The 11,793-nt window shown below is 54.2% G+C and carries 9 protein-coding genes and 3 tRNA genes; 5 read left to right on the forward strand and 7 right to left on the reverse strand.

Annotation, left to right across the window (positions count from 1 at the left end; genetic code table 11):
• A partial coding sequence (locus DBR30_RS05130) for an EAL domain-containing protein (protein ID WP_108588221.1) occupies positions 1-672 on the reverse strand: 672 nt, incomplete at its 3' end.
• A 275-nt stretch (positions 673-947) separates the two neighbouring features.
• Here DBR30_RS05130 and DBR30_RS05135 point away from each other — a divergent pair.
• The 4 genes from DBR30_RS05135 to DBR30_RS05155 all read left to right on the forward strand — a co-directional run bounded on the left by DBR30_RS05135 (position 948) and on the right by DBR30_RS05155 (position 5,847).
• The gene (locus tag DBR30_RS05135) at positions 948-1,652 is read left to right on the forward strand and encodes a hypothetical protein (protein WP_108540981.1); all 705 of its coding nucleotides are present in this window, start codon (positions 948-950) and stop codon (positions 1,650-1,652) included.
• A gap of 46 nt (positions 1,653-1,698) precedes the next feature.
• A complete protein-coding gene (locus DBR30_RS05140; RefSeq protein ID WP_108540980.1) occupies positions 1,699-2,187 on the forward strand; it encodes a CS1 type fimbrial major subunit in 489 nt (162 codons plus the stop codon).
• Positions 2,188-2,251: 64 nt separating this feature from the next.
• The gene (locus tag DBR30_RS05145; RefSeq protein ID WP_108540979.1) at positions 2,252-4,660 is read left to right on the forward strand and encodes a TcfC E-set like domain-containing protein; all 2,409 of its coding nucleotides are present in this window, start codon (positions 2,252-2,254) and stop codon (positions 4,658-4,660) included.
• Entirely contained in the window at positions 4,630-5,847 is a 1,218-nt protein-coding gene (locus DBR30_RS05155; RefSeq protein WP_258224288.1) for a hypothetical protein, read from the forward strand. The genes DBR30_RS05145 and DBR30_RS05155 overlap by 31 nt, the downstream gene beginning before the upstream one ends.
• Here DBR30_RS05155 and DBR30_RS05160 read toward each other — a convergent pair.
• Positions 5,844-6,482 carry a response regulator gene (locus tag DBR30_RS05160; RefSeq protein ID WP_108540977.1) on the reverse strand — a complete coding sequence of 213 codons (639 nt, stop codon included), beginning with the start codon at positions 6,480-6,482 and terminating at the stop codon, positions 5,844-5,846. The two genes, DBR30_RS05155 and DBR30_RS05160, sit on opposite strands and share 4 nt — an antisense overlap.
• A gap of 122 nt (positions 6,483-6,604) precedes the next feature.
• Here DBR30_RS05160 and DBR30_RS05165 point away from each other — a divergent pair, with 122 nt between their 5' ends.
• A complete protein-coding gene (locus DBR30_RS05165) occupies positions 6,605-10,048 on the forward strand; it encodes an ATP-binding protein (RefSeq protein ID WP_258224289.1) in 3,444 nt (1,147 codons plus the stop codon).
• Here the strand turns inward: DBR30_RS05165 and DBR30_RS05170 are convergent.
• From DBR30_RS05170 to DBR30_RS05190, 5 genes are all read right to left on the reverse strand, one after another.
• On the reverse strand, positions 10,022-10,312 hold the full coding sequence (locus tag DBR30_RS05170) for a hypothetical protein (protein WP_108540975.1): 291 nt from the start codon (positions 10,310-10,312) through the stop codon (positions 10,022-10,024). The genes DBR30_RS05165 and DBR30_RS05170 overlap by 27 nt on opposite strands.
• A 142-nt stretch (positions 10,313-10,454) precedes the next feature.
• Positions 10,455-10,539: transfer RNA gene (locus DBR30_RS05175), tRNA-Tyr, on the reverse strand.
• A gap of 44 nt (positions 10,540-10,583) precedes the next feature.
• Positions 10,584-10,668: transfer RNA gene (locus tag DBR30_RS05180), tRNA-Tyr, on the reverse strand.
• A gap of 39 nt (positions 10,669-10,707) precedes the next feature.
• Positions 10,708-10,792 (reverse strand) — tRNA-Tyr (locus DBR30_RS05185).
• Between the two features lie 241 nt (positions 10,793-11,033).
• The coding region (locus DBR30_RS05190) for an N-succinylarginine dihydrolase (RefSeq protein ID WP_146181358.1) at positions 11,034-11,793 on the reverse strand (760 nt) is incomplete at its 5' end.

Here is an 11,793-nt window from a genome sequence, read left to right on the forward strand (position 1 = left end):
CTGATCGGCAATCTCGATATGGGTCTGGTTTTCCACCCCTTCGCACACCACCTTCATGCCGAGTCGCTGCAGGTACTCCACCAGTCCGGTCAGCATGCGCAAGGCATGGCTACTCCTGGTCGCTTGCAGCAACAGAGAGCGATCCAGCTTGATGACCTCGTAGGGGAGCGCCATCACTCGCTGAAAATTGCACTCCTGGGTGCCAAAGTCATCGCAGGCGATATGGGCACCGTGGCTGCGCAGTACCTCGATCAGGGCCAACTCCTTGCGCTCTAGCGGGGCGTACTCCACCACCTCGAACCAGATTGCGATATCCAGCTTGCGGGCCTGCAAGAGAGTGAGCAACAGCAGGTTCTTATATGTAGGGCTCTCAAAAGCGGGGTTGAGGTTTATCGAGAGGGTACAAGGAGCATGGCGTGCCAGCACGGTCAGATCACGCCAAATGGCTCTGAGCATGACGATATCCACATGCAGGGACTCGTCATCGCTGAGAGAGGGAAAGTCTATTCCCTGATAGCGCTGCTGGCGGGGTTCCCAGCGTCTGGCCAGCGCCTCAAAGCCGATGATCTGGCGATCCCGGTTAACGATTGGCTGATAAAAGGGCACGGCAATGTCCGCTGTCGTCAGGGATGCCACGTCACCGACCGGAAACTCTTCTTTAAACGCAAACATGTCACTTCCCTGCTGACTGAGATGATTTCGGATAATAGGGGAGGATGTTGAAAGCTGGCTGTAGGAATTGTCTGATTGTTTGCAGAAAAAATACTTTGGCAGTATCAGATTATTCCGATTAAGTCCGCTGCATGGATTATCTAGACTGGCCTCAATGACGAATCGCTGAGCCAAATATGATCATTGGGCGATTTGCATATATGGAACCCATATATTTTTCTGAGCCTGCAATGAAAGCACCACTCTCTATCGTTTTTACAGTGTGATTATTATTCATGAATAAGATTTTTACTGTGTTGCTGCTTATATTCAGCAGCAATGTCTTGGCATCGCCGGATATTAGCGTTGGCACCTTATATGACTATATGTCAGCAGAAAAAACTACGCTGCTCAAGCGGGTTAGAAATCTTGGCGATGAGACGGCCTTTGTCAAAATAACCTTGGCCGAAATTATATATGGTGCCGATGGCGTGCCGAAGGAGCAGGAGTTACCGGAGGAGGGCGTTCGTCAGTTGGTGACCAGTCCGTCACGGCTAATTATTCCAGCTAGTGGTTCACAGGCTACCCGCTTTATCTATATGGGAGAGCGGGAGCATGAGCGTTATTTTCGGGTGCGTTTTGTACCGGTCAAACCACAGGGTGATGAAATAACCGAATTGCCACCACAGCAACAAATTAGCGCCGGGGTCAGCATCATGACCGGTTTTGGCACCATTCTGTTTGTGGCCCCCAAAGAGACCCGTTATGACACCCGGATTGACCGTGAAAACGGTGTTCTCTATGTGGAGAACCGGGGTAATGCCACCGTTATTCTCGATTATCTGGAACTGTGTGACCAACAAGGGAGGTCATGCAGTCAACCGGAGAAGATGCATCTGCTGCCCGGCGTTAAAAAGCGGGTTAGTCAAGAGGCAACTCGGACGGTTCGTTTTGAACTGATCGAAGGGAAAAAATCGGTATTCAGGGAGTTCAAGCTCTGAATCTCGATATATCACAAGAACGACAATCACACCTGAAGGAGTGGCTATGAAGATGTTATCGCTTTTTCCCGCCCTGTTGCTGGCGAGCGGTTCGCTGATGGCGGCCGAGCGTATCGAGCATACGGTGACGGTAACGGCGCAGATCCCGACCGACAAGTTTTACGTGCAGCCTGTGGGAGACTGGATGAGTACCCCACAAAAACTGACCTTCAACCCCTTTAATCAGCAATTGGATCCCTTAACCAAGCAGTTGGAGATGAAGAGCACGCTTGGCTCCATCAAGGGTTATCTGGTCTATCCCGCCACCATGGCCAGCGGCAAGGAGAGCATCGGTTTGACGGTCAAGGTCGGAGGCGTCGCACTGACCACCACATCCACCGAGCTGTTGACCCAGGCGGATGCCAATACCGGCAAACAGGTCGGGCTGGAGGTTATTCCGGCCGTGGCACCAACTGGTGGCTACAAGCCCGGCAACTATCAGGGGATTGTCAGCATGATGTTTGAATCGGAGGCTCCGCCTGCTCAAGGCAGCTGACATGAATATGTGGGGGTCATCAGACCCCCTTTAATTGAGATCCCAGGCATTCAGGTTGCATTTCATGGTTCGTTCTCTTCTTCTCTTGCTCGGGTCGTTGCTCTCTGTCTCACTGGCGGCGGCAGACCCGGCACTGTTGCTGCAACAGGCGCGGCAGTTGCCAGAGGGGTTTGAAGAGCACTTTTTTGGCGTTCCCCTGATGGTGCGGGTGACCGTGGACGATCGCCTGCTGGGTGATGGGGAAGTGCTGCTAGGGCGCGATAACTCGGTACAACTGCTCTCACTGGTGGATGTGCAGGAGAGCGAGTTTGACGAGGGGGCGCGTGAACGCTGGCTGACTAGGTTGGGATCGCACCTGCCGCTCGGCGAGTGCAGCCGTGCCTGTCCCGAAGGCATTGTGGGATTGCAATACAGCCTAGAGGAGTCCCAGCTCTCGGTGCTGACCGGTGAGGTAGAACAGGAGGCGCGGGATCAGCGCTTTATCGCAGTGCCTGGGGACAGCAAGGGGTTGCTGGTCCAGAACCAGCTGAACCTGGTGCAGGGCCCCCAGCGCAATGGACACTACAACCTGCAGCTGGAGGGCAGCTGGGGGCAGTGGACCCCCTTTATGGAGGGGGATGCCACCTGGCAGGAGGGGCAATCGAGTGAAGTGGGCCTGGCTCAGCTTTATGGTGAGCGGCTCCATGAGGCCAATTTTTATCGCCTTGGCTTCTTCTTTCCCTCGGCGCAGGGGGTGGTGCGTCAGCCCAACTACTACAGTGGTGCGACCCCCACTGTGCTCGGGGTGATGTGGGGCAGTTCGGATTTGTTGCGCCGGGAGCGCGGGGTTCCCAGTCTGGCGCCGATCCAGGTGTCACCGGCACGACCGGGCATGGTGGAGATCTATCGGGACGGCAACCTGATCCAGTCCCAGCCGGTCGTATCCGGTCTGCAGGCGCTTGATACCCGCTCGCTGCCCGGTGGTATCTACGAGGTGGAGCTGCGGCTGCTGGAGGATGGTCAGGAGACCCGTCGTTGGCGCGAGATGATCTACAAACCCTCCAACTGGCAGACGCCGGAGGAGCCGTGGCGTTTCAACCTGTTTGCCGGGCGCCAGACTCGCTGGCTGGTACGCCAAGGCGACAGCGATCTGGAAGGCGCCAGTGGTGGTGCTGCGGTGAACCATTTGCTACTCCCCTCGCTGGTGGTGGGGGCGGGTAGCCAGTATGTGGACAGACGGGCCCAGCACTCCCTCTCGCTCGACTGGGAGGCGACCAGTCAGCTCCACGGCTTTGCCTCTCTCAACCAGAGTGTCGGCATGGGGTGGGGTTACGATCTGCAGGGGATCTACTGGCATGGCAACAGCAGTCTGGTGGCCAGCCATTCGCGCAATCTGCGCAAGCAGGGGAAGGCGAGTTCGGTGTCCAGCCTGTCACTGCAACAGTCGCTGGAAAAGTGGGGATCCCTCGGTGTCTATCTCTCTCACCAGTCTGGTCGTGGCAACGGTACCGATGTGGGGTGGCACTACAGTGACCGACTCTGGGGGCGTTGGGTGACCTGGGGTGTGACCCTGTTTGATCGCCCCGGCAGCGAGAGCACGGCGCAGCAGCGGGATCGCGGTAGCAGCCTCAGTCTGACCGTCAACCTGGGCGGACAGGATCGCCAGCTGTCGTTGGGGCTGGGCAGCAATACTTCCCGCTCGGGCGCTGCCCAGCGCAGTGCCTATCTCAACTACCAGCAGGAGGTGGATTGGGGGCCGCTGCGTCAGGTCAGTGTGGGCAGCACCCACGACAGCTATGGTACCGGTCTATCCGGTTATGGCCGCTTCGCCGCGCCCTGGTTGGGTGGCGACCTGTTTGCCCAGCACTCCTCCTATAACGCAGAGGTGACCGGCGGCATCAATCTGGAGAGCGTGGTGGCACTGGGGCGGGAGGGGGATCTGGCGCTCGGTTCTCGAGAGATGGGCGACATGGGCAATGAGGCGGCGATGATCCTTGATATCGAGGCCGATGACGAGGCGGCGCGGATCCGAGTCAGCGACGATCTGGGTAGCGTACAGGCTCTGGGACCCGGTCGCCATCTGGTCTCTGTGCCCGCCTTGCAAAGTGGCGCCTTGCAACTGGAGATGGCCGACCACGAGGGCGCGCTGCTCACCATCAAACCCAGTGTGCTTCCCTATCACCTTAATCGTGGCGGGGTTGGCTATGGGCAAGTGAATGCGGTGAGCACAGTCACAGTGATAGGTCGTCTGCTGGACGAGCAAAATCAGCCACTACGTGGCGCCATGGTCAGCAACCCCATAGGGCGAGCATTTACCGAAAACGATGGCTTCTTCGCACTGGAGGCGAGCCGACGACAGCCGGAATTTAGCGTGGAACATAATGGTACCCTCCATTGCAATAATCCGGCTAGAGAACAAGGCCGCATGGATGAGTCGGATATTATTTTATTGGGAGATTTAAGGTGTTCAGCGAGTATTACTGTAAAAAAATAATATCTATGGCTTGTTTTATTATATTTAGTGTGAGCCACTCGGTGCATGCAGAAAAGTTCAACATTATTGCTGAATACATTCCTAATAGTTATGAACACCAAGGTGGTCGCTTTATCAACAAAACATCATGCAGCATGGAATATCCATTTGAACTATATTATTGTAATCCTAAAAAACCGTTGGAAAGTTCAACTATAATTCAATTTCCTGTAGATGTTTTTCGTTCGATTAGATCTAAACAAGGAAAGTCATATTATCTGAGTTATTATAGCCTTTCAGGCCCTAAAAGATTTACTATTACTAATGATAAAGATGGGAGCTCATACGAGCTAATCATGGTGCCTACACATATAGGAGTTGAAACAGAAAAAATGCAGCTACCTGGTGGTCACTATAGACCAATGAGTAGAATAAATGGTGACTGTGTTTTTTCGACGGAAAACGCATGGGGAACACCAGCTTTTTCCGAGTTACTGTTACATTCTATTATAACTAGTGCGCAGACTCGTGCAGCTGAGTGTTATTTTTATAGTCCTGAGGATGATTCTGGATATTATTGGATTGACCGTGTAATTTATGGGTTTCGCATTGAGTCACCAAATCCTCTTAAAATGTCAAATGGAAACTACACGGGTAGTTTAAAGTTTTATATTGGTAGACATCAAGACATTGATTTTGGTGATGGAATTTATCAGGGAGTACTAGCGCATGAAATTAGTGTTAAGCTGACCGTTCGTCATCAGCTTAGAGTTGACTTTCCAAAAGGAGAGATGGAAGGGCGAAGCAAAGTGACTTTGTTGCCACCTGGTGGGTGGATTAATTTTGCTAATAATGGGAAAAAAGTACCAAATTTATTACATCAAAAGTTACCATTTCGACTTTGGGCCAGTGCGCCATTTACAGTAACTCTGCGCTGCCAATATATATCTGGAACAGAATGTGGGTTAAAAAATACAAAAGGACATCAAGCAACATTAAATACATATTTTATTAATGGAAATAATGAAGAGTTTAAGATAACTACAATACCATATAAATTTGCACCATCGCCGGGAAACCCTATACTCAATGGAGCAAGAAATATTAAATTCATGGTCGTTGGTGATGTAGTCAAAGAAATGATGAAATACCCTGGCTCTACCTATAAAGGAGATGTCACTCTGATATTTGACGCGGCTATTGATTAACAGAGCCCGCTGCTTTTGGCATAGTCAAAAAGGGCGCTATCGCTGCTAATACCCAGTCGCTGCATGGCACTCTTTTTCTGGGTGCTGATGGTTTTAACGCTGCGATGGAGATAGTCGGCAACCTGAGTGACTGACATGCCGCTCGCCAGCAGGCGCACCACTTCACTCTCCTTGGGGGTAAGCGGGTGGGTGTCACCTTGAGCAGAGATTCCGGCATTGGCCAGCAGTATTTTTACCGCAGGACCAATATAGCGATGACCGAGCAATATCTGGCGAATGGCATCGGCCAGTTCATTGATAACCGATTTTTTCAGTATCAGACCGTTTACCCCAAACTGAATAAGGGATTGCAAGATGGCACTGTTCTGGATTTGGGTCAGTACAATAATGGGCAGGTTTGGATAATCCCTGCGCAACTGCTGGATCATCACCAGACCATCGCAGCGGATATCACCCGGCATGCTGAAATCAGTGATCAGCAGATCACAATGATGCTGTTGCAATAATTTCAGCAAGTCAGATACCTGATATGCCTCGGCGATCACTTCACAATGGGGTGTTATCTGGTCAATCAGGCTGCGGATCCCGGTCAGAATCAAGGGATGGTCATCGGCAAGAATAATCTTGAAGGACATGGATGAGCCTCTTATAAAACGGTGAATAATATTCAGGCTATCAAAACTAACATTTCTATACTACCGTGCGCACCCCATTTTTTCAGGTGCTTATATCTTTTGATAAATATATTTGAATCGTTATGCTTATATATTATTCGCTTATGTCATTAATCAAACGATTCATAATTTTTGTCTCTGTTTTTTTCTTGACGCCTGCCGTATTGGCGGAATCTGGTTCCTCTGTCCCAACGATTGAAGTGGGCATATTGGCCGGAGGGTGGGGCCCTTTTCAGCAGTGGGATGGCAAGGTCGCCGCCGGCTTTAGTGTTGAATTGATGGAACAATTGGCCAAAAAGCTGGACTACCGGATTGCCTGGCAGGTCTACCCTGACTGGGAAGCCATGTATGCCGATGCCTGCAGTGGCAAGCTGGATATCCTGCTCGACGCGTTTAACTCTGAGGTGCGCCAGTGTGTCACCTATAGCCTGCCTTACTACACCTCGCCAACCGTGGTGGTGGTGCGCCAGGACAGTGCCCTGTTTCGGGATGTGAGCCGGTTGCACTCCGCCAGCATTGCCATCGAAAAAGGTTTTCTGACCGAGAAGCTGGTGAAGCTGCATTATCCCAATGTCACACCGCGGCTCTTTGTCGATACACGCCGTGCATTGCAGGCGGTTGAACAAGGGCGAGCAGATGCCTATATCGGCAACCTACACGTGGCCAATCTGTTTATCGAGCGTCACCCTGCACTAGCAGTGGTCGCCCAGTCGCCCTTGTTGATGGAAACCCTTCACCTTGGTATTGCCAGCCAGAAACACACCCTTGCCATCCGGCTTGATACGGCCATTCAGGCGCTGACAGTCGAGGCGCGCAGTGAACTGGAGAAACGCTGGCTGGGGGAGAGTCTGGAGCCCCATTTTATGGGGCACAGTAATTTCTTGCTGCGTCCTGATGAGCGTGGCTGGCTCTCGACACTGCCACCGCTAAAGCTGGGGTTACTCCCCGGCTGGGTACCCTTCTCTTACTGCGATGAGGATGGAAATACGGTTGGTTTGATGGCAGACCACCTGGCGTTGCTGCAAGAGAAGTTGGGTCTGGCATACCACAGTGTGCCGGTGTCGAGCTGGCCCGATCTGCAGCAGTTGCTGCTGCATCACGAGATAGACTTGGCGGTATTACCCACCCGCATTATCGAGCGGTTGGTGGGCTGGCATGCCAGCGAGTCCTTTGCATCATTCCCGTTGGTACTGGTGACGGCTCGAGGCAGTCTTCCGATCGGGGATCTCTCCGATCTGGCCGGTAAAGAGCTGTTGCTGACCGACAGCATGCTGATCCCCGAACTCAGGGCAATGGTGCCCGACCTGAAATTGACCACGACCCGTGATGCCAGCGAGGGGCTCGCCCGTGTTGCCGCTGGAGAAGGAGATGCCTATATCGGCAATCTGGTGGTGGTCTCCCGTCTTATCACCGAGCAGTTTGATGAACTACTCCATATCGCCGCCCCAACCCCTTTCAAGGATGAGCTAGCCGTAGCGGTACGTGAGCCGTATGGTCCCTTGCTGCCTTTGGTCAACCGGGTGTTTGCCAGCATGAGTGACAAGGAGAAACGGCAGATCCGCAACAGCTGGCTGGCGCTCAATTACAGCGAAGGGATCCCCAGAGCGAAACTGGTGCGCACCCTGCTGCCCGCCGGGGTGGCGATCACGCTTTTTATTCTCGTGCTGTCGGTGGCTTACTGGCGGCTGCGTCAGGAGATAGTCCGGCGTCATCAGGTTGAGGCAGCACTCGCCAGAGCCAAGGCCAAAGCGGAGTCTGCCGCCACCCAGAAAGGGGAGTTTCTGGCCACCATGAGCCACGAAATTCGCACGCCTATGAATGGTATCGTCGGCATGGCGGAGCAGCTCACCTTTACCGAGCTGACCCAGGATCAGCGTCAGATGGTTGAGGTCATCAACCGCGGTGCCCAGGGATTGCATGCGCTGATCGACAACGTGCTCGATTTCGCCAAGCTGGAAGCGGGCAAGATGCAGCTCGAAGAAGCCCCTTTTCTCATCCGTGAATTGATCGACAGCGTGCTGACCATGACGGTGAGCGAGGTGCATCGCAAGGGGTTGCGCGTCTATCTCTGGGCGGATGCCGGTGTGGCGGCCCGGGTAAGCGGTGATGCGCTGCGTCTGCGCCAGATCCTCTTCAACTTTGTCAGCAATGCCATCAAGTTCACCGAGCGGGGCTTTATCGAGATCTCGGTGCAACTGCTGGTACAGGAGGAGGGGCAACAGCAACTGCGCTTCGGCGTGCGCGACAGCGGTATCGGTATGAGCCCAGAGGCGCTTGGCCGGATCTTCAATGCCTTTGAGCAGGCAGAGAGCTCCACCACCCGCAGTTATGGTGGTACTGGCTTGGGGCTAAGTATCTGCCAGACCCTGGCCACCTTGATGGGGGGCGAGATCCGGCTGGAGAGTGCCCCTGGGCTAGGCACTTTCATCAGCCTGACGGTTACGTTGCCAGTGCTTGCACAGCGAGAGCCGGATCTTCGTCTCAATGGCGTGCAAGCCCATATCGATCTCCATGACGAGAAGCTGTGCCATACCCTGCTGTTGCATCTTGGTGCCTTGGGGGTAACACGAACGTCGGAGTTTGGTGATGCTCAGTTGCGTTTCACAGACCATGAGTTGGTGGGCAACGGGGTCATCCGGGTGCTGCCGCTGGCAACCCCCCTTGGTTATCGCTGTGATGAGAGGGGCTACATCCTCAACAGCAATCCCATGACCTGGCATGCGGTGCGGGAAGTCTGCTATCGCCAGCTTGGCTTGAGCGATGGGACGGCAACGCAAGCGATCCGAAAGAGCGCACCCATGCAGCCCTGCCGGGTATTGCTGGTGGAGGACAATCCCCTCAACCAGTCGCTGGTGATACGCCAGCTCAGGCAACTTGGGATGAACTGCGATGTAGCAGAGCATGGCCAGCAAGCCCTCGAGATGGTCGCGCAGCATCCCTATGATCTGGTGCTCTGTGACTGTCAGATGCCGGTGATGGATGGTTATGAGTTCACCCGCAGGATACGGGCTGCAGAGAAAGGCGAGCGGCAGCTGATCATCGCCATGACGGCCAATGTGTTGCCGGAGCAGGCTGAACGCTGTTCTGCCGCGGGCATGGACGATCTGCTGGGCAAACCGGTGCTGCTGGATACTCTGCGCCAGATGTTGCAGAAGTGGCGAATCTTACCAGCGCCAACCTTGCTTGATATTGCAGCCATGGCAGCATTTTTTGGTCATGGTGACAAGTTACGGCAGATGTTTCCGCTTTTTCGCCAGGAGCTTGAACAGTCGATGGCACAGGCGCCACTCGATGACAATGCATTGGCCCATTGGGTGCATCGTCAGGCGGGGACCATCAGCATGATGATGGCGCCGGAATTAGCTGAACAGGCATGGCGATTGGAAGAAAAAATCCGTCAGTTTGGATCGCCAGCTTGTACAGATGAGCTGACACGCTTTCGTGCCCAATTACAGCAAATCATCGGTGAATTGACGTTATTGAGTGAAAGCGACGGGCACTCAGTTATCGAGGAAGAGCTGGAGTAAGGGGAACTGTTCGCTCATAAAATTGCGGGGGCTGTGACCGTTGCCTGCGCTGGCCAGCCATTCCCAATCCAGTTTTGGCGAGCCCGCTTTGAAGCGTTGATAGGCAACGCCCTGATGAATGGTCAGAAAGAGGGTCGTGGGGAGTCCCAGCTTGTTGCTGTAGCGCACCATCAGATCACCCTGATAGTCGTTGCTGATCCTGACTTTGAGCGCCTGCAGTGTCAGACCGGTGGCGTGACCATGCTCGTCCCAGACTTCAAACATGATGTGAACACTCTGATGTCGATGATGCCACGATGAGCAAGATGGGATGCAATTGCAACTGTCAGATCTGACAAGGTCGGAAAAATGTGATGAGAATGGCAGAAAGCGAAAACCCGGCGCGAGGCCGGGTTTTCTTGAACGATGGTGGAGGGAGAAGGATTCGAACCTTCGAAGGCAGAGCCGTCAGATTTACAGTCTGATCCCTTTGGCCGCTCGGGAACCCCTCCACAGGGGTAAAGCAAATTGTATTCAGCAATTGCAATCAGGGAAATGGTGGAGGGAGAAGGATTCGAACCTTCGAAGGCAGAGCCGTCAGATTTACAGTCTGATCCCTTTGGCCGCTCGGGAACCCCTCCACGGGGTATTTCCTGATTGTCACTACTTTTGCACTTGAATGGTGGAGGGAGAAGGATTCGAACCTTCGAAGGCAGAGCCGTCAGATTTACAGTCTGATCCCTTTGGCCGCTCGGGAACCCCTCCCCAAGTGCGAGGCGCATACTATCAGATCCAGAGGCTTTGTGAACCCCTTCATTAGACATCTGGCAGTAAAAAATGACTGTTCGTCGATTTTTTGATACATCAAGCTCAAAATTCAAGCTTATCAGCAAGTTGTGCGCTGCTTTTCTGCACAAAACAGCATCCGTGCAAGCTGGCGATCGCGCTGAAGAGAAGGCAAATAGCAGAAGACCGCCAGTGTCGGCGGTCTTCCCGGGCATCACATCTAGCGCTGGAACGGGTAGACCGAACCCAGTTTCAGGATCTGGGTCAGTTCGTCCAGTGCGCTGTGGGACTCCTGCACCAGTGCCGGATCCCGCAGGTCATCGAGGGTCAGGCGGTCGCGATAGTGGCGATCGACCCAGCCATCGAGGCGGGCAAACTGGCTGTCGTTGATGAGGCAGGCCGGATTGACCGCAGCGAGTTCCTGATCGTTCATGGCAACCCGCAGTCGCAGGCAGGCCGGGCCGCCTCCATTGCGCATGCTCTGTTTCACATCCATATAGTGGACCGCCTTGATCGGGGTACCCTGCGTCAGCAGCTTGCCGAGATAGGCCGACACCGCCGGATTGTCGCGGCACTCGGTGGGGGCGATGATGGCCATCTCGCCGCTCGGCAGGGTGAGGATCTGGGTGTTGAACAGGTAGGATTTCACCGCATCCAGCACGGATACCTCGGCGGTCGGCACTTCGATAAAGTGCAAATCCCCCTCGCCAAACTTGCCGCGGATTTCGGTCAGCACCGCTTCGGTGTTGAGGAATGCTTGTTGGTGGAAGAAGAGCACGTTCTGGTTGCCCACCGCGATCACGTCGTTATGGAATACCCCCTGATCGATCACCTCCGGGTTTTGCTGAATAAACACCACGCTCTCCTCGCCAAGGCCATGCAGGCGGGCGATGGCCTGGCTTGCCTCCAGGGTCTGGCGGGCCGGGTAGCGCTTCGGCGCCGGGCGGGAGTAGTCAAAGGCACTGCGGCCATAGACGAAC

Origin of the sequence: Aeromonas sp. HMWF017 (assembly GCF_003061465.1) — a bacterium.
Classification (GTDB): domain Bacteria; phylum Pseudomonadota; class Gammaproteobacteria; order Enterobacterales; family Aeromonadaceae; genus Aeromonas; species Aeromonas veronii.